Origin of the sequence: Paraburkholderia sp. BL21I4N1 (assembly GCF_002973525.1) — a bacterium.
Taxonomy (GTDB): Bacteria; Pseudomonadota; Gammaproteobacteria; order Burkholderiales; family Burkholderiaceae; genus Paraburkholderia.
In genome coordinates this window covers 236425-254806 of sequence record NZ_PVEN01000005.1, presented here as the reverse complement: position 1 = coordinate 254806, position 18382 = coordinate 236425, and the positions used below count along the sequence as shown (strand labels likewise).

Sequence of the window (18382 nt, the reverse complement as noted above, 5' to 3'; positions counted from 1 at the left end):
TGTTTCAGAGATTATGCCGGTTTTGCGAGAATAAGAATCGCCGTACGATGACGTTCATGGGATCGACGACATGGCGCGACGCAACGACGCAACGCCGCCGATCCTTCCTCTCATCCGAACGAACAGGAGTCTGTATGAAAGCCGTTGGTCTCTACCGTTATCTGCCGATCGACAACGCCGAAGCCCTGGTCGACGTCGATATTCCGAAGCCCGAAGCTACCGGCCGCGACCTGCTGGTCAAGGTCGAAGCCATTTCGGTCAATCCGGTCGACACCAAGGTGCGCGCACCGAAAGACAACGTCGAAAAAGAACCGCGCATTCTTGGTTGGGACGCGGCCGGCACGGTCGTCGCGGTCGGCCCGGAGGTCACGCTGTTCAAGATCGGCGATCCGGTGTTCTATGCGGGCAGCATCACGCGGCCGGGCGCGAATAGCGAGTTTCATCTGGTGGACGAGCGGATCGTCGGACACAAGCCGGCATCGCTCGATTTCTCGCACGCGGCCGCGCTGCCATTGACGGCGATCACCGCGTGGGAAGCACTGTTCGACCGCCTCGGCGTCTCGCCGCAAGGCGCGGACGAAGGCCGCACGGTGCTGATTTTCGGCGGCGCGGGCGGGGTCGGCTCGATTGGCATTCAACTCGCCAAACAGTTGGCGAAGCTGACGGTCATCGCCACCGCATCGCGTCCCGAATCGGCGCAATGGGCGACGGAGTTGGGCGCGGATCACATCGTCGATCATTTCGGCGACATTCCCGCGCAACTGAAAAAGCTCGGCATCGATCAGGTCGACTACGTGCTGATGTTCAACGACACCGACAAGAATTTTCCGGCGGCGGCGGAAGTGCTCAAACCGCAAGGCGGCATCTGCACGATCGTCGAGAACAGCAAACCCTTGCCGGTTGAATTGCTGAAGGCGAAGAGCGCGGCGTTCCACTGGGAATTCATGTTCACCCGCTCGATGTTCGGCACGCCCGACATGATCGAACAGCACAAGTTGCTGACCGAGGTGGCGCGTCTGGTCGATTCGGGCGCGTTGCGGACCACCGTCGGCGAGGACCTCGGCAAGATCAATGCCGCGAACCTGCGCCGTGCGCATCAACGGCTCGAAGCAGGGCGGGCGATCGGCAAACTGGTGTTGACGGGTTTCTGAAGCGCATCGTCGACGGTTGAACGTGCCTTGACGGCACCAGGCCGGCGCCGCAGCCATGCGCGCCGGCCGTCGCTGGTTGCGCGTGACACGCGCAGAAAACGCTTCGCCGCAAGCGGGTTAACACCCGATCTCCGCGCAGCGCGCGCGGCGTCGCGAGGCGTTAGACTGGTGGCGCATCACGCGAAAACAGTTGCGTGTCTCGCGACCCGGCTGGCGCGGCCCGCCCCGCCGGCACACCGCTCGGATTGCACCGGGCGGTGCCCAGGTGGTCTCGCCGAATCAGGCACGCAGCGGCACAACAACGAGGTGACAGTATGAGCTCCAGCTTCAAACTCTCCGCCGTGTCCGTTGTCGCTTCTCTCGCTTGCGCGTTCGCGCCCGGCCTGCTCGTGCCGGCGGCGCATGCGGCCACGCCGATCACGGTGACCTCCCAATCCGCGCTCGACGGCCCGATCCGTTACACGGTGCGCGTCACGTCGAAACAGTTCGGCAATTCCCAGGAAACCCGCACGATCCGCTCCGGCGAATCGGACGACTTCACGTGGAAAACCGTGCCGCCGGGCGGCCCGGTGGCGGCGACGGATGCCTGCCCGAACTACGCGTCGCTACCGGTCGATACCAACGGCGCAATGATCCGTCAGACGCAGATCCGCTTCGCGCCGGTAGTCGCCGCCGACGGCACCGCGAGCGTGCAGCTGAGCTTCCAGGCACAGACGCCGCACGGCATCAAGACGGTGACGAACGGCGGCAAAACGCTCAAGTGTCCAAACGACGTGACGGTCAGTCAGATTCTGCGTTTCACGATGCCGGTCAACGGCAGCACCAAAACGCTGACGCTGAACGACGGCACGGAAGTGGCGGTCAGCGCGAAGCGTTGAGGAACGAGTGAGGCGGCGCGCCACCTCAGCGCCGCGCCGCCGCCCGCTCGACCAGCCGCGCCGACAGAAACCGGTGCTCCGCCGAAAACAATCGACGGTACGTCAGCAGCACCGCGCCCACGGTTCCCAAAGCCGACGCCGCCGCGATCAGAAACATGATCACGATCTGATAGCGCACGGCCTGCAACGGCGACTGACCGGCCAGCACTTGCCCGGTCATCATGCCGGGCAGACTCACCACGCCGACCACGGCCATCTGGTTCAGCGTCGGCATCATGCCCGCCCGCACCGCCTGGCGCGCCGGCGCCTGAGCGGCTTCCCAGCGCGTCGCGCCGAGCGCGAGCGCCATGTCCACGCGGTCGCGCCGCGCGGTCAATTCCTCGGTCATCCGTTCAATGCCGAGCGACACGCCGGTGAGCGTATTGCCGAGAATCATGCCGAGGATCGGAATCGCATATTGCGGTTCGTACCACGGGTGAATCCGGATCACCACGAACAGCCCGACCGCGCCCACCAGCCACGAACTGAGCCAGATCGACAGCACGCTGTCCGCGCGCTGTCCGGTATACGTGCGGCTGCCGCGCTGCGCGCCCGCGAAACCGGCGATCAGCGTCATCACGATCATCAGCGGCAGCACCACGAACCAGTGGTCGTAACGGAACACCCAGCCGAGCACGTAACCGATCGCGAGCAACTGCACGACGGTGCGCAGCGCCGCCCAGGCAAGCTGGCGCTCGAGATCGAGCTTCAGCGCCACCGACACTACGCCATTCACCACGATCAGCAGCGCGGCGATCGCGACGTCCCAGAGACTCAGGTTTTGCAGCGTCATTGGCCAAGCTCCTGGTGGTCTTGCGAGGCCTGAGGCAGCGGCGCCGCGGAGCGTATCGGATCGGTTTGCGCGGTGTGCATGCCTGCGTCGAGCACGCCGGCGCGCATGGTCAGATGGCGCTCGCTCATGCGCGCGGCTTGCGCCGGATCGTGCGACACCCAGATCGACGCATGACGTCCCGGCTCGGCGTCGAACCACGCGCGCACCAGCCCTTCGATCGCATGCGACGACTCCGGGTCGAGCGAGGCGGTGGGCTCGTCGAGCAGCAGCACCTCGGGCGCGAGTTGCAGCACGCGGATCAGCGCGGCGATCTGCGCTTCGCCGCCGGATAGCTCGCTCGCGCGCTTGTCGAGAAAGTCGTCGCCGCGGCCCGCCTGAACCGCGAGGCTCGCCGCCCGCGCGCGATCGAAGCGCACGTCGCGATAGGCGCGCAGCTCGAACGGATAGCGCAGATTGTCTTCGACACTGCCGTCGAGCAGCGCGGGCCGCTGACGAATATAGGCGACGTTACGTCGGTAACGCGGAATCACCGCACGTTCCACCGGTGCGTCATGCCACATGATGCGTCCGGCATCGAGCGGATCGAGCAGCGCGAGCGCGCGCAGGAACACGCTCTTGCCCGAGCCGGACGGCCCGGTGATCGCGACGCGCTCGCCCGCATACAGGGCGAAGCGGGTCGGCTGCAACAGCATCTGGCCGCGCTGCGCGTCGCGGCGGGCCATGCCGTCGGCGAGGACAAAGGGAACGTCGGTCATGAATGGGGTACGGAGTGGTTCGGCTGGGGAGGGGGTGTTCCGAAAGCCGCCGCGATCCGGTCATGATGGCCGTCAAGCTTGGGTCATCGTTGCCGGTCCGCGGCCGGGCCATGCGGCATGATAAAGCCACACGAGCCGCAGGCCGCACACCCCTCCCCAATGGCTGCAATCGGCCGCAATCGGGCACGATACGTGCTGCCGGATACGCAATGTGCAAATCAAGCGGAGCTTTTCAATGGCAGGGTCGAGCACAGTCGGGCGACGGGTCGGAAAAATCATTGCATGGATACTCGCTGTCATCGTGATCCTGATCGCCGCGCTGGTGATCTTCATCCTGACCTTCGACTGGAATCGCGCCCGGCCTTACATCGACGACAAGGTCACGCAGGCGATTGGCCGGCCGTTCGCGATCAACGGCGATCTGAAGGTCGGCTGGCGGCATCCGGTCGGCGAAACCGGCTGGCGTGCCTGGGTGCCCTGGCCACGCTTTTCGGCGGCCAACATCACGATCGGCAACCCCGACTGGACAAAACAGCCGCAGTTCGCCACGCTCGACGAGATCGACTTTCAGGTCAAGGTGCTGCCGCTGCTGGCGCACGACATCGTGATTCCGTCGATCAACCTCGTGAATCCGTCGGTCGATCTCGAACGTGTGCTCGATGGGCGCAATAACTGGACGTTCAAGCTGGCGTCATCGAGCGGGCCGTCCGAATGGAAACTCGACCTGCACGACATCGCGTTCGCGAAGGGCAACATCGCGTTGTCCGATCAGCAGAAAAAAGTCGACCTGCAGATGGCGATCGATACGCTCGGCCAACCGATCCCGATCGGCGAAGCGATGAAGCAGCAGGAAGAGGCGTCGCGCAAGTCGTCGGCCGAGGCGATCGGCCGTTCGGGGGCCAGCAAGCTGACTGCGCAAGCGAATGCGCAGGCGGCGTCGGAGGCTGCTGCGGCGTCTGCGGCGGCTGCATCGGGCGCGTCGGCGACGGATATCAATGCGTCGGGGGTCACGCCGGCCACGGGCGCTTCGGGTGCGCTGGTCGCTGGAGGCGCGAGCGAGGGCGCAAGCGTGGCCACGTCGGTTTCGGGCGCGGCGGCCGGCAGTGAAGCCAACGCAAGCACTGCAGCGAAGCGCGAGATTCCACCGTACGCAATCGGCTGGACTATCAAAGGCACTTACAACAAGACGCCAGTGTCCGGCAGCGGCAAGGTGGGCGGCGTGCTGGCCCTGCAGGACGCGGACCGGCCGTTCCCGGTGCAGGCCGACGTCAAGGCGGGCGATCTGCACGTCGGCCTGGTCGGCACGATCACCGATCCGGCGCATCTGGCGGCGGTCGATCTACGTCTCTGGCTGCAAGGCAACAGCATGGCCCGGCTCTATTCGCTGACGGGCGTGACCTTGCCCGACACCCCGCCTTACGCAACGGAAGGCCGCCTGGTCGGTCAGTTCAAGTCCACCGGCAACGTGTTCAAGTATGAAAATTTTACAGGTCGGGTGGGCGGCAGCGATCTGAACGGCTCGCTGACCTATACCGCTCGTGAACCGCGTCCGCTGTTGCAGGGCGAACTGGTGTCGCATCTGCTGCAATTCTCCGATCTGGCGCCCGTGATCGGCGCCGACTCGAACGCGAGCAAGGCCAAGCGCGGCGACGCGACCGCCCAGCCGTCCAGCAAGGTGCTGCCGGTCGAGGAATTCCGCACCGACCGCTGGAAAGCGATCGACGCCGACGTGAAGTTCACTGGCCGGCGCATCGTCAAGAATGCGGATCTGCCGATCACGGACCTCTACGCGCACGTGGTAATGCAGGACGGCGTGCTGTCGCTGGAACCGCTGAAGTTCGGCGTGGCCGGCGGCTCGCTCGCCTCGGACATTCATCTGGACGGCAGCACGACGCCGCTGAAGGGGCGCTTCGCGACGTCGGCGCGGCATCTGAAGCTCAAGCAACTGTTCCCGAACTTCAAGACGATGCAAAACGCACTCGGCGAAATCAACGGCGACGCCGCCCTGACCGCGACCGGCAATTCGCCGGCGGCGTTGGCGGCGACCTCGAACGGGGAGGTGAAGGCGCTCGTGACCGACGGCACCGTGAGCCGCCTGATCATGGAAGCGGCGGGCCTGAACGTGGCGAACGTGGTCTACGAAAAGCTGTTCGGCAATCGCGACGTGAAAATCAACTGCGCGGCCGCCGATTTCGTGGCGACCAACGGCGTGCTCGATTCGCGCGTGTTCGCGCTCGATACCGACGACGCGGTGATCAACATCGACGGTAACGTGAATCTGCGCGACGAGACCATGGATCTGGGCGTTCATCCGCATACCAAGGGCTTCCGGGTGTTCTCGCTGCGCTCGCCGCTGTACGTGAAGGGCACCTTCAAGGATCCGCACGTCGGCGTGAATGCCGCGGCGCTGGCGCTGCGCGGCGGGGCCGCGGTGGGGCTCGGGCTGATCAATCCGTTCGCCGCGTTGATTCCGCTGCTGGCACCGAGCAACAACAAGCCGCTGCCGTGCGCGCAACTGCTGGCCCAGGTCCGCCAGGCGCCGACCGCGCCGCCGCCGGGCGTCAAGCAGCAGCCGAAGGCCGCCATTTCACTGGATGGCGCGCCGGTCAATAAGTCGTCGGCAGGCGCCGCGTCGCCGGCTGCGGCACCCGCGTCGAACCGCAAGCCCACCACGATGTCGCCGGCCAGCGCCGCCGAGTACAAGGGGAGCTGATAATGATGACGCTATTCCCGGCGGACTGGTTGAGCTGGAGCGTGGGCGGCGGCTTGTCGCTGGTCTTCCTGTGGCTGATCAGCTTACCGCCGATGCACGACCACGCGGATCCCATGCTCGATACCGAGCCAAGGCCGATACGCCGCGCACATACGCGACGGTGTTACCGGGCAAGGCCGAATCAATCGGGGCGCGCGAGAAAAGGCAACGCCGCCTGATGAAACCAGCGGCGTTGTCAGAGATTGAGTGCTTGAATGTTTCGACCGGGGACGCGCCTAGCGCAGCGATCTCGGCGCGGCATCTCCCGCCGCGTCCTGCCGACGGACCCCGCGACGGGCACCGCCGACGCGCGTGGCGCCGAACTCCGTCAGGATCTTGCCGCGCGCCCGGCTGGCGAAGACCAGAAAGCCGAAGCCATCCGCTTCATACCAGTAGCCGCCGTTTTCGAGTCCGTCGAGCGGCTGTTCCAACGCGTTGGTAATAGATTCGATGCAGCGCCGCCGTAACTCGGCCGCCGCGGGATAGGGCGGTTGCGCACCGCGGACACTGCATAAGAGCACGTCGAGGCCGGGCAGCACGTGTGCATAAAGCACCGGCTCGTCTTGCGCGCGAGCGCGAGCAATCTTGGTGTCGAGCTGACCGAACGGCTTGAAATGCCGTAGTACCGCGAGGAACGACTCATCGCCGTCCACCTTCGCGCGCCTACGCTTTTTCGGGAAGGACATAAAAATTCGCCTGAAAAAGAATTGCAAGAAACGCAGCGTCCTCATGCGACCACTCCCGGCTTCGCGCGCCGCACGTCGATCTTTTATAGCATACGACAAGGCCGGATTCACGGTGATTCGACGCCAACGCCGACCCCACCGCCTCCCGCACGAATCATGCCGAACCGCCTCGCCGCGCGCTTTCCCTTCCCATCACAACTGCCTCCATGATAGACGCACGACGCGCGGAATAAACAACTCGCATCAATAAAAAAGTCACTTTTGTGTGGGCCAGCGCATCTTGCCGCTACGTTGAAATATCTCGGATTCACGTCGATAATGGCCCGTCCAGCTGCACCGCGAGACGCGACCGGTCTTCGTGAGCCGCCGCGGCCTGACCGACCCTTCGACCTTCGGGCGAACATGAAATTATTCACCAAGGGTCTGCTGCTGATTGCCGTGCCGAGCGTGGTCGAGCTGGCGCTTCTTGGCGTCGTCTTCGATACCCAGGAGCAGACAGCGCAGGCCGCGCAGTGGGTCTCCAACAGCAAGCAGATTCTTTATCAGTCGTCGGCGATCGTCGACCCGCTGCTGCGTCAGGCCGCGCGGGTTCGCACGGGCATGGCCGTCGGCGATCCGTCGTTTATCGACCGTCATACGGTGTGGGTCGATCTCGGCGACCGGCTGTCGAATCTCGATACGCTGGTGGCCGATACGCCGCAGCAGGTCGAGCGGGTTCACAAGATGCAGCGCGCGATCGAGGCTTATCGCGCGCAGACCGTGGCGATTTCGCAGGCGCTGCACGCGGGGCGCAGTCCGGCCACCTTCACCGCGCTCGAAACCGAGCCGCTGCCGCAGCAGATCGCGCTGTTTCGCGACGAACTGGCGGCGTTCGCCGACGAGGCGTCGCGGCTCGACGCCGAGCGCGCGGCGGCACTCACACGGCGGCGCGAACGTCAGCAATATGCGCTGATCGCCGCGGTGCTCGGCTCGATGCTGATCTGGGCCGCCACCGCCGTGGTGTTCGCGCGCAGCATCGGCCGGCGGCTGGAAGTGCTGACCGATAACGCCGAACGGCTAGGCAACGGCCGCACGCTGGCGCCGCCGCTGTCGGGCAACGACGAAATCGCCGCGCTCGACGCGGTGCTGCATCAGACCGGCGCCCGTCTGCGCGCGGCGGAAGCCGACCAGGCCACGCTGAAAACGCGGCTCGAAGCGCGCGCGCGGGAGTTGGCGAGTGTCAACGAGGAACTGCGTCAGGAGACGCAAGATAATGAAATGTTCATCTACAGCGTGTCGCACGATTTGCGCTCGCCGTTGGTGAACCTGCAAGGTTTTTCGAAGGAACTGCAGGTTTCGTGCGACGAACTTGACAGCATCGTCGACGCTGCCGGTTTGCCGCAGGGTGAGCATCGACGCATGACGCATATTCTCGACGGCGACGTGCGCGAGTCCTTGCAGTATCTGCGCACCGCGGTGACGCGTGCCGCCGCGATCATCGACGCGCTGTTGCGCATCTCGCGCGCCGGCCGGCTGGAATACCAGTGGCAGCGGGTGAGCGTCGGGCGGGTGGTGGGCCGGGTAGTCGACGCGCTGCAGGGCGCGATCGCGCAGCAGTCGGCGGTGGTCACGGTGCGTGAGTTGCCGCCCGCATGGGGCGACCCGGGCGCGATCGAACAGGTCTTCGGCAATCTGATCGGCAACGCGCTGAACTATCTCGACCCGGCGCGCCTTGGGCGCATCGAGGTCGGCGCGCTGGAGCCCGATCCGGTCGACGAGTCGGAGCCGCGCGCCGTGCGTACACGCACCTATTACGTGCGCGACAATGGGCTCGGCATTCCGGCGGCTTATATGTCGAAGGTATTCCGTGCGTTCCAGCGTCTGCACGGCGACGTCGCGAACGGCGACGGCATCGGCCTCGCGGTGGTACGGCGCACGGTCGAGCGGCATGGCGGGCGCGTGTGGGTCGAGTCGGCGGAAGGCGCCGGGTCGACCTTTTTCGTGGTGTTGCCGGAGCAGCCCACGCGGAATTGAAAACAGAACAATTCAGAAGCGGTATGCATCAGCGACCTGTTTGTACGGAGAGCCTATGAGTCACGGGGAAACGGTCAGCATCGTGCTGATCGAAGACGACGACGGTCATGCCACGCTGGTGGAGCGCAATCTGCGCCGGGCCGGCATTTCAAACGGCTTCGTGCGCTTTCGCGACGGCCAGCAGGCGCTCGACTATTTCTTCGGCCCGGCGCCGGCCGTCGACCCCGACGCGAATCCCGCCACGGCGATCCTGTCGCGCGAGGATCTGACGAACTTCGTCGTGCTGCTCGATCTGAAAATGCCGCGCGTGGACGGCTTCGAAGTGCTGCGTCGTCTGAAAGACTCGCCGCAGACGGCCGCAGTGCCGGTGATTGTGCTGACCACCACCGACGACCCGCGCGAGATTGCACGCTGCTATGAGCTCGGTTGCAACGTCTATATCACCAAGCCGGTCGAATACGATGCGTTTATCGAAGCGGTACGCCGGCTCGGGTTTTTCCTGCAAGTGGTGAAGCTGCCGTCGGGCCATCGCCTTGCGGCGCCGTAAGGCCGCTGCCGTCGAGCACCGCGCCCATGAAGCTGGCCGAAAGCCGTGCATGGCAACCTAGTCCATCCGAACCTGTGAAAGAATTCCGCATGACCGAAGATGTGTCCACGCAGCAGGCCGCTTATGTGCTGGTCGTCGACGACGACGAGGGCATCCTGCGGCTTGCGCGCAAGTCGCTCGAACGCGCCGGTTGCCGGGTTGCGATCTGCGCCGGCGTCGAAGCGGCCCGCGAGCGGCTCGTGGGCGGCGCCCCCGATCTGCTGGTGCTCGACTACCAGCTGAGCGGACCGGAAACCGGACTCGACTTCTTTCGCCGTTTGCGTTCGGAAGGTGTGCGGATTCCCGCCATCCTCGTGACCGGTTTTACGGATGAGTCGCGCGTGATCGAAGCGCTGCGCGCGGGCGTGTCCGACGTGGTGCCGAAATCCGGCGATTACCTCGACTATCTGCCCGAAGCCGTCGAGCGGGTGCTGTCGCAAGTGCGGTTGCAGCGCGCCTCGGACGAAGCCTTGCTGCTGCGCGATCGGGAGCAACATTACCGCACGCTGTCGGAGGCGTTGCCGCACCTCGTGCTGACCTGCAATGCCGCGGGCGACTGCGATTTCCTCTCCAAGCAGTGGTACGACTACACGGGTCTGCCCGACAGCAGTTCGTATGGTCTCGCGTGGCTCGACGCCGTGCATCCGGACGATCGCGAGGAAATCCGCCACAGCTGGCTCAAGGCGGTGTCGAGTCATGCCGGCGACTATCGGCACGAGTTGCGGATTCGCCGTCACGACGGCGAATACCGCTGGTTCGACGCCCGCGTGGTGGCGATGCGCGACGCCGAAGGTCAGGTCAGCAAGTGGTTCGGCAGTTGCACCGACATTCATTCGCAACGCGAGGCGATCGAGGAGCGCGAGCGGCTGCTCGCGTCGGAACAGGCCGCGCGTCAGATCGCCGAAGACGCCAACCGCGCCAAAGACCGCTTTCTCGCGATGCTGTCGCACGAACTGCGCACGCCGCTCACGCCGGTGCTGGCTGGCGCCAGCGTGCTGGAAATGATCCCCGGTCTGCCCGAGCAGGCGCGCGCGAGCGTCCGCATGATTCGTCGCAACGTCGAACTCGAAGCGCGCCTGATCGACGATCTGCTGGATCTCACGCGGGTGGCGAACGGCAAGCTGCGGTTGTCGCTGGAAACCGTCGACGTGCACGAGGTGATGGACAGCGTACTCGAACTGTTCCGCAGCGAGATTCAGGTGAAGCAGCAGGACGTGCACGTGCATAAAGACGCGCAGCACCACTACGTGCTGGCCGACCGCGCCCGCTTGCAACAGATGCTATGGAATCTGATTCGCAACGCCGCCAAGTTCACGCCGGACGGCGGCCATATTTATTTACGCACCCGCGACGAACGCATGCAGGTGCAGATATCGGTTGAAGACACCGGTATCGGCATCGAGCCGGAGCAGATCGGCAAGCTTTTCAACGCGTTCGAGCAGGGTAATCAGAATATGACGCGGCAGTTCGGCGGCCTGGGTCTGGGGCTGGCGATCACCAAGGCATTGACCGACGTGCACGGCGGCACGGTGATCGCGCAAAGTCCGGGCGCGCACTGCGGCGCGACCTTCACGATCACGCTGCCCACCGCGGCGGCGCCGGCCGGTCCGCCGCCGGTCGTGGCGCCCAACCAGGTGCGCTCGGGCGGCTTGTTGAGCATCCTGTTGATCGAAGACCACGAGGACACCGCCGAGGTCATGGCGCAGCTGATCCGCAGCCTCGGTCACGAGGTGACGGTGGTGGGTCGGGTGGACGACGCGCTGGCCGCCACGCAGTTGCAGACATTCGAGTTGATCGTCAGCGACGTGGGCCTGCCCGACGGTACCGGCCTCGACTTCATCAAGGCGTTCCGTGAACATTCGGATGCGCCGGCGGTGGCGCTGACCGGCTTCGGCACCGACGAAGACGTGCGCCGTTGTGTGGCTGCAGGTTTCACTTCGCATCTAACGAAGCCGGTCAACTTCGGCCAGCTCGAGGCGATGATCGACAGCGCGGTGAGTCTGAAAGCGCAGAAGGGCGCTTAACGCCTTTGCTTTGTCGCATTGCGTCAGGCGATGCGCCGGCGAGAAAAAAAGCCTGTTGCGATTTTTATCGCAACAGGCTTTTTCTATTCGAGTGTGCCTCGGCTAATGCGCCGGAGGCCACGGTTTAACGCGGCGAATTCTTTAACGAATCGCGAATTTCACGCAGCAGCAGCACGTCTTCCGGCGTGGGCGCCGGTTCCGCCGGTGCGGCGTCAACCGGCTTGCGCAAATTGTTAATGAATTTGACCATCAGGAAAATGATGAACGCGAGAATGATGAAGTTGATCAGCACGGTGATGAACGAGCCATAACCGAACACCGCCACGCCTGCCGTCTGCAAGTCTTTATACGACTCGGGGCTGCCTTTGAAGCTGGCCGGAATGTCGCCGAGCCGAACAAACTTATTGGAGAAGTCGAGGCCACCGGTGACGAGGCCGACAACCGGCATGATCAGGTCTTTAACAATCGAATTGACAATGGTGGAGAACGCGCCGCCGATAATCACACCGACCGCGAGATCCATCACGTTGCCCTTAAGGGCAAATTCCTTGAATTCCTTGACCATGCTCATAGAGATTCCTCCCAGATATCGATTAGCGAATGATACCAACCTGAGAAGGATAGGCTAGTCCTTTGACAAGGAAAGCCATGACAGGATTTCTATTCAGGAAACTGTGACGCGCTATGCCGTGCGCGTTCAATATGCGCGGCAAAACTGACCGGGTCGGTATTGGTGCCGCACAACAGCACGCCCACGCGCTTGCCCTGCAGCTGTTCGCGCAGCGGTCCGAGCAGGGCCGCGGTGGCGGCCGCGCAGGCCGGTTCGACGGCGAGCTTCAGTTGTCCGAATAAGGTCAGCATGGCCGCGCGCAATTGATCGTCGGACACGGTGACGAGCTGGTCGATATGACGGCGGCACAACTCGTAGCTGTATTCCTCGGTATGCGGCGACATCAGTGAATCGGCAATGCCGTGCATGTGGCCCATCCTGATCGTGTGATTGGCGGCGAAACTCTTGCCCATCACATCCGCGCCTTCCGGCTCGACACCGTACACATGCACGCGCGGATTCGCCAGCCGCATGGCCGTGGCGACGCCGGCGGCGAGCCCGCCGCCGCCGATCGGTAGCACGACCGCTTCAAGGTCGGGCGTTTGCGTGGCCCATTCGTAGCCGAGCGTGGCCGACCCTAGCACGGTGCGATAACCATTGAACGGATGCACGAAATAGCGGCCTTCCTCGGCCTCGATACGGCGCACCAGTTCGAAGGCTTCGGCGATGTCTTCGGCGAACACGATCTCGGCGCGATATTGCCGGCACAGCGCGACACGCGCCGGATTGGCCGCGCGAAACAGCACGACCTTGGCGCCGATGCCGAGTCGCATGGCCGCATACGCGACCGCCACCGCATGATTGCCGCCCGACACGCAGGTCACGCCGGCGCTGCGCTGGGTTTCGTCCAGCGCGAGCAGGTTGGTGAACGCGCCACGCGCCTTGAAGCTGCCGCCGGCCTGCAGCAGTTCGAACTTGAAGTTCACCACCGTGCCTTCCAGCGACGCGAAGTCGAGCCGGTCGAACACCGGCGTGCGCGTCACCCACGGCGTCAACGCAAAATGCTGTGTGGCGATGTCGTCGAGCGTGGGAATCGGCTCGCCGTCAATCGTGTGGTCCGTGTGCTGCGGTGTGGCGGTTGACATGGCGTGTGGGTGTCTTGGGTCGCTATGAGTAAGACCTTTTTCGTGCTGCCCGGTTTCAGTGTGCGTGCGCGTCGACCGACATGCTGTGAATGAATTTTTGCAGGAAGCGTTCACACGCGACCAACTGGTCGAGCGCAACGAACTCGTTAGGCTTGTGAGCCTGCTGGATGTCGCCGGGGCCGCACACGATGCTCGGAATGCCCGCCAACGAGAACAGGCCCGCTTCCGTGCCGTAGGCGACCTTGCGCTTGTCCTGGTCGGCGGTGAGGGCGCGCACGAGTTGCGTGATCGCGGCTTGTTCAGACGAATCGAGTCCGGGCGCCGCGGCGATCCTGGTGATCTCGATCGCTGCCGATGGATGCTCGCGCAACATTTTCGGCAACAGCGTTTCACGCGCGTATTGATCGATGCGCGCGAAGATCGGTTCGGGGTCGAGCGTGGGCAGGTTGCGGAATTCGAACTGGAACTTGCATTCAGCCGGCACGGTGTTGATCGCGTTGCCGCCGATAATCGTGCTGGTCTGCGCGGTAGTGAAGGGCACGTCGTACAGTTCGTCGAACGGGCCTTGTTCGCGGAACTGATCGGCCATGTCGCGGATATAGCAGATCAGGCGCGCGGCGTATTCGATCGCGTTCAAGCCCTTCGGCGTGAGCGACGAATGCGCGGCCTGGCCGCGCACGCAGCACTGGTACGCGTTGATGCCTTTGTGCGCAACGATCGGGCGCATGCTGGTCGGCTCGCCGACAATGCAGCCGTCCGGCTTCACGCCGCGCTTCATCAGGTCCGCGATCATGAGCGGTGCGCCGGCGCAGCCGACTTCCTCGTCGAACGAGAGGGCGAAGTGAATCGGCTTCGCGAGCCGGGTGCGCTGCATCTCGGGCACGAGCGCCAGCGCCGCGCCGATAAACCCCTTCATGTCGCAGGTGCCGCGGCCGTACAGCTTGTCGCCGCGAATCTCGGGCTTGAACGGATCGCTGTCCCATTGCTGACCGTCCACGGGCACCACGTCGGTATGACCCGACAGCACCACACCGCCGTTGGTCTCGCCGTCGTGCGCGGGAATCGTTGCGAACAGGTTGGCCCATTTTCCGCTTGGGTCGTGCGTGAGCGTGGCGTCGACGCCGACCGCGCGCAGTTCGTCGCGCACGGTTTCGATCAGGCCGAGATTCGGATTGCGGCTCACCGTGTCCATCGACACGAGGCGGGTGATCCAGGGGAGCGAAAGCGAGGCGGCGGAAGCGGACGTTGACGAGGACTGCGCTGATTCAGCGACGTGAGACATGACAAGACTCCGGCATTTGAGTCTTTCGATCATACCCAAAAAAAATGCACCCGTATGCTGCGGAGCGCGTTTGCGCACCGCAGCATGAGCAGAAAGACGCTAGACGTCCCCCGTTTTTCTCGCGTGGTACGCGTGAGGGCATGCGCTCGGATGTACCTCGGTCACGTCGTAACGGCGGAATCCATCATCGTGCGGCGGCGGTCGCCGCCGTGCCGCGGCTCGGCGAACCGAGCGCACGCAACGTCTCCTTGACCGTCGCGACGCGCACCGCGAGATCCGGACTACGCGTTTCGATGCGCAGCTTGTCCTGACCCGCGAGCTTGATGTGCTTATGCTTCTGCACCATCTCGATGATCCGCATCGCGTCGATCGGCGGATTGGGGATGAACTGCAAACCGATCACCGTTTCGCCCGCATCGATCTTCGAAATGCCCAGCGGCTTCGCCGCCAGCCGCAACCGATGCGTCTCCACCAGCGCCTGTGCCTGCGGCGGCAACTTGCCGAAACGGTCGATCAGCTCTTCCTGAATGCTATCGATCGAATCGTTGTGTTCGCAATTAGCCAGGCGCTTGTAGAGCGACAGACGCTCCTGCACGTCGCCGCAATAGTCGGCGGGCAGAATCGCGGGCGCGTGCAGGTTGATCTCGGTCGTCGCGGCGAGCGGCGCGGTGAGGTCCGGCTCGCGGCCTTCCTTGAGCGCCTTCACCGCGTCGTTCAGCATGTCGGTGTAGAGCTGGAAGCCGATCTCGTGAATCTCGCCCGACTGCTTGTCGCCGAGCACTTCGCCGGTGCCGCGAATTTCCAGGTCGTGCATGGCCAGATAGAAGCCCGAACCGAGTTCCTCCATCTGCTGGATCGCTTCGAGGCGGCGTTGCGCCTGCTTGGTCAGCCCTTGCGGATCGTGCACCAGCAGATACGAATACGCCTGGTGATGCGAGCGGCCCACGCGGCCACGCAGTTGATGCAATTGCGCGAGACCGAACTTGTCCGAGCGGTGAATCAGGATCGTGTTGGCGCTCGGCACGTCGATGCCGGTTTCGATGATCGTCGTACACAGCAGCACGTTGGCGCGTTGGGCGACGAAGTCGCGCATCACGCGTTCGAGTTCGCGCTCGTGCATCTGGCCATGCGCGACCGCGATACGTGCTTCGGGCACGAGCGCTTCGAGCATCTGGCGGCGATTCTCGATCGTCTCGACTTCGTTGTGCAGGAAGTACACCTGGCCGCCGCGCTTCAGTTCGCGCAGCATCGCTTCGCGAATCACGCTGTCTTCCTCGCGACGCACGAAGGTTTTGATGGCCAGACGCTTTTGCGGCGCGGTGGCGATCACCGAGAAATCGCGCAGGCCTTCGAGCGCCATGCCGAGCGTACGCGGGATCGGTGTAGCGGTCAGCGTGAGCACGTCCACTTCGGCGCGCAGCGCTTTCAACGCTTCTTTCTGACGCACGCCGAAACGGTGTTCTTCGTCGATCACCACGAGCCCGAGGCGTTTGAACTGCACGTCGGACGACAGCAGCTTGTGCGTGCCGATTACGATGTCGACCGTGCCTTCGTTGATCTGCTGGATCGCGGCATTCACTTCCTTGGTCGACTTGAAGCGCGACAGTTCGGCGATCCGCACCGGCCAGTCGGAAAAGCGGTCGGTGAAGGTCTGGGTGTGCTGTTCGGCGAGCAGCGTGGTGGGCGAGAGCAGCGCGACCTGCTTGCCGCCCATCACCGCGATAAACGCCGCGCGCAGCGCCACTTCCGTCTTGCCGAAGCCGACGTCGCCGCACACCAGGCGATCCATCGGCTTGCCGCTCGTCATGTCGCCGATCACGGCGGCGATCGCGGCGGCCTGGTCGGGCGTTTCCTCGAAGCCGAAGCTCTCGGCGAACTTCACATAGTCTTTCGGTTCGAGCGCGAACGCGTGACCTTCGCGCGCGGCGCGGCGTGCGTAGAGATTCAGCAGTTCGGCCGCGGTGTCGCGAATCTGTTGCGCGGCTTTGCGTTTGGCCTTTTCCCACTGGCCCGAACCAAGCGAATGCAGCGGCGCGCTTTCCGGATCGGCGCCGCTATAGCGCGAAATGACGTGCAACTGAGCGACCGGCACGTAGAGCTTGCTGTCGCCGGAATATTCGAGGTGCAGGAATTCGGTTTCGCCTTCGCCGAGGTCCATGGTGACCAGGCCCATGTAGCGGCCGATACCGTGCTGCGAATGGACGACGGGATCGCCGACCTTCAGCTCGGACAGGTCGCGCACCATCGAATCGACGTTGCTCGCCTGTTCCTGGCGGCGGCGCCCGGCGCGCCGCGCGAGCGGTCCGTAAAGCTCCGTTTCGGTGATCACGGCGATACCGTCGACCGGCACGGCGAAGCCGGTGGCGAGCGGCGCGACGCCTAACGAGAATCGGGCGTTGCCGATTAGCCAGTCCTGGAAGCTGTCGCTCGAAGCCGGCCGCAAATGATTGTCCGCCAGCAATTGCAGCAGCGTTTCGCGGCGGCCCGCCGATTCGGCGGCGAACAGCACGCGGTTCGGCGTGGTGGCGAGATACGCGCGCAGCGCGGCGACGGGGTCGTCGGCATGGCGGTCGATCGCAAGATTCGGCAGCGGGGTCGACCAGCCGCCGCCCGCGTTGGCGGGCAGCACGAGCCGGGCGAACGGCTTGGCGAGCGTGTAGAAATCGTCGTCCGACAGGAACAGCCGCTGCGGCTCCAGGATCGGCCGGTCGCGATCGTGCGACAGGAAGTTGTAGCGCTGCCTGGTGTCGTTGGTGAAGCGCCGGATCGCCGCGTCCAGATCGCCGATGAACGCCAGTTGCGCGCCTTCGGGCAGATAGTGGAACAGCGTGGCGGTGTCCTCGAAGAACAGCGGCAGATAGTATTCGATACCCGCCGACGGCACGCCGTTGCCGATATCTTTATAGATCGACGCGCGGCTCGGGTCGCCTTCGAAGGTCTCGCGCCAACGGCTGCGAAATGACGTGCGCGCGGCTTCGTCGAACGGGAATTCGCGGCCCGGCAGCAGGCGCACGTCTTTCACCGGGTACAGGCTGCGCTGCGTGTCCGGATCGAACGCGCGGATCGAGTCGACCTGATCGTCGAACAGGTCGATCCGGTACGGCAGCGGCGAGCCCATCGGGAACAGGTCGAGCAGCGAGCCGCGCACGCAGTATTCGCCGGGGCGCACTACCTGGCTCACGTGCTCGTAACCGGCCAGCGTGAGTTGCGCCTTGAGCTTCGCCTCGTTGAGACGCTCGCCCTGGGCGAACGAGAACGTGTAGCCGGCGAGGAACGACGCCGGCGGCATGCGGTACAGCGCGGTGGTGGCGGGCACCAGCAGGATGTCGCAGCGGCCTTCGCCGAGGTCGTGCAGCGTGGCGAGGCGCTCGGACACCAGGTCCTGGTGCGGCGAAAACGTATCGTAAGGAAGGGTTTCCCAGTCCGGCAGCAGGCGCACCCGCGCCTCGGGCGCGAAAAAGCCGATTTCCTGCGACAGACGCTGCGCGTCGACGGCGCTTTCGCACACAACGGCCAGCAGCGGCACCTTCTCGCGATAGGCGAGATGGTAGCGGGCGATCAGCAACGCGTCGGACGAGCCGTGCGTGCCGTCGAAGGCAAAACGCTGGCCGGCCTTGACAAGCGCGACGGGCGAAGGGGACTGCGATGATGCGGCGATGTCTGGCATAGAAGAAAAAAGGCGGCCTCGGGCTCACACGTGAGCGGCAAGTTTACGCGTGTCCGGGCAT

Annotated in this window: 13 protein-coding genes; 6 read left to right on the top strand and 7 right to left on the bottom strand. The window is 64.4% G+C overall.

Going from position 1 to position 18382, the window contains the following annotated elements; all coding sequences use genetic code 11:
* Positions 1-134 precede the first annotated feature (134 nt).
* Positions 135-1151: a zinc-binding alcohol dehydrogenase family protein gene (locus B0G83_RS15710; RefSeq protein WP_105508311.1), complete on the top strand. Its 1017-nt coding sequence runs from the start codon at positions 135-137 to the stop codon at positions 1149-1151.
* Positions 1152-1465: 314 nt separating this feature from the next.
* On the top strand, positions 1466-2029 hold the full coding sequence (locus B0G83_RS15705; RefSeq protein ID WP_105508310.1) for a DUF6013 family protein: 564 nt from the start codon (positions 1466-1468) through the stop codon (positions 2027-2029).
* Positions 2030-2054: 25 nt separating this feature from the next.
* On the opposite strand, the gene fetB is transcribed toward B0G83_RS15705, so the two are convergent.
* Entirely contained in the window at positions 2055-2861 is an 807-nt protein-coding gene (gene fetB, locus B0G83_RS15700; protein ID WP_105508309.1) for an ABC transporter permease, read from the bottom strand.
* Positions 2858-3616, bottom strand: coding sequence for an ATP-binding cassette domain-containing protein (locus B0G83_RS15695; protein ID WP_105508308.1), 759 nt, complete (start codon positions 3614-3616; stop codon positions 2858-2860). Before B0G83_RS15695 ends, fetB begins: the two co-directional genes overlap by 4 nt.
* A 235-nt stretch (positions 3617-3851) precedes the next feature.
* Here B0G83_RS15695 and B0G83_RS15690 point away from each other — a divergent pair, with 235 nt between their 5' ends.
* Positions 3852-6329, top strand: coding sequence for an AsmA family protein (locus B0G83_RS15690; protein WP_105508307.1), 2478 nt, complete (start codon positions 3852-3854; stop codon positions 6327-6329).
* 275 nt (positions 6330-6604) lie between these two features.
* Here B0G83_RS15690 and B0G83_RS15680 read toward each other — a convergent pair whose 3' ends face one another.
* Entirely contained in the window at positions 6605-7099 is a 495-nt protein-coding gene (locus tag B0G83_RS15680) for a hypothetical protein (RefSeq protein WP_105508305.1), read from the bottom strand.
* A 357-nt stretch (positions 7100-7456) separates the two neighbouring features.
* Between B0G83_RS15680 and B0G83_RS15675 the strand changes: the two genes are divergently transcribed.
* The 3 genes from B0G83_RS15675 to B0G83_RS15665 all read left to right on the top strand — a co-directional run bounded on the left by B0G83_RS15675 (position 7457) and on the right by B0G83_RS15665 (position 11677).
* On the top strand, positions 7457-9067 hold the full coding sequence (locus B0G83_RS15675) for an ATP-binding protein (protein ID WP_105508304.1): 1611 nt from the start codon (positions 7457-7459) through the stop codon (positions 9065-9067).
* A gap of 55 nt (positions 9068-9122) precedes the next feature.
* Complete coding sequence (locus tag B0G83_RS15670) at positions 9123-9614, top strand: response regulator (protein WP_105508303.1); 492 nt, start codon at positions 9123-9125, stop codon at positions 9612-9614.
* A gap of 89 nt (positions 9615-9703) precedes the next feature.
* On the top strand, positions 9704-11677 hold the full coding sequence (locus B0G83_RS15665) for a response regulator (RefSeq protein ID WP_105508302.1): 1974 nt from the start codon (positions 9704-9706) through the stop codon (positions 11675-11677).
* A 124-nt stretch (positions 11678-11801) separates the two neighbouring features.
* On the opposite strand, the gene mscL is transcribed toward B0G83_RS15665, so the two are convergent.
* The 4 genes from mscL to mfd all read right to left on the bottom strand — a co-directional run bounded on the left by mscL (position 11802) and on the right by mfd (position 18321).
* The gene (gene mscL / locus B0G83_RS15660) at positions 11802-12248 is read right to left on the bottom strand and encodes a large conductance mechanosensitive channel protein MscL (protein ID WP_105508301.1); all 447 of its coding nucleotides are present in this window, start codon (positions 12246-12248) and stop codon (positions 11802-11804) included.
* A gap of 89 nt (positions 12249-12337) precedes the next feature.
* On the bottom strand, positions 12338-13372 hold the full coding sequence (locus tag B0G83_RS15655; RefSeq protein ID WP_105508300.1) for a pyridoxal-phosphate dependent enzyme: 1035 nt from the start codon (positions 13370-13372) through the stop codon (positions 12338-12340).
* A gap of 55 nt (positions 13373-13427) precedes the next feature.
* Positions 13428-14654 (bottom strand): acetylornithine deacetylase, encoded by a 1227-nt coding sequence (gene argE, locus B0G83_RS15650; RefSeq protein WP_105508299.1) that lies wholly within the window; start codon positions 14652-14654, stop codon positions 13428-13430.
* Positions 14655-14838: 184 nt separating this feature from the next.
* Entirely contained in the window at positions 14839-18321 is a 3483-nt protein-coding gene (gene mfd / locus B0G83_RS15645; protein WP_105508298.1) for a transcription-repair coupling factor, read from the bottom strand.
* Positions 18322-18382 lie beyond the last annotated feature (61 nt).

Bases quoted from the DNA above. Each gene is read 5' to 3' on its own strand.
- B0G83_RS15710 (WP_105508311.1), top strand. From the start codon at position 135: ATGAAAGCCGTTGGTCTCTACCGTTATCTGCCGATCGACAACGCCGAA.
- B0G83_RS15705 (WP_105508310.1), top strand. From the start codon at position 1,466: ATGAGCTCCAGCTTCAAACTCTCCGCCGTGTCCGTTGTCGCTTCTCTC.
- fetB (WP_105508309.1), bottom strand. From the start codon at position 2,861: ATGACGCTGCAAAACCTGAGTCTCTGGGACGTCGCGATCGCCGCGCTG.
- B0G83_RS15695 (WP_105508308.1), bottom strand. From the start codon at position 3,616: ATGACCGACGTTCCCTTTGTCCTCGCCGACGGCATGGCCCGCCGCGAC.
- B0G83_RS15690 (WP_105508307.1), top strand. From the start codon at position 3,852: ATGGCAGGGTCGAGCACAGTCGGGCGACGGGTCGGAAAAATCATTGCA.
- B0G83_RS15680 (WP_105508305.1), bottom strand. From the start codon at position 7,099: ATGAGGACGCTGCGTTTCTTGCAATTCTTTTTCAGGCGAATTTTTATG.
- B0G83_RS15675 (WP_105508304.1), top strand. From the start codon at position 7,457: ATGAAATTATTCACCAAGGGTCTGCTGCTGATTGCCGTGCCGAGCGTG.
- B0G83_RS15670 (WP_105508303.1), top strand. From the start codon at position 9,123: ATGAGTCACGGGGAAACGGTCAGCATCGTGCTGATCGAAGACGACGAC.
- B0G83_RS15665 (WP_105508302.1), top strand. From the start codon at position 9,704: ATGACCGAAGATGTGTCCACGCAGCAGGCCGCTTATGTGCTGGTCGTC.
- mscL (WP_105508301.1), bottom strand. From the start codon at position 12,248: ATGAGCATGGTCAAGGAATTCAAGGAATTTGCCCTTAAGGGCAACGTG.
- B0G83_RS15655 (WP_105508300.1), bottom strand. From the start codon at position 13,372: ATGTCAACCGCCACACCGCAGCACACGGACCACACGATTGACGGCGAG.
- argE (WP_105508299.1), bottom strand. From the start codon at position 14,654: ATGTCTCACGTCGCTGAATCAGCGCAGTCCTCGTCAACGTCCGCTTCC.
- mfd (WP_105508298.1), bottom strand. From the start codon at position 18,321: ATGCCAGACATCGCCGCATCATCGCAGTCCCCTTCGCCCGTCGCGCTT.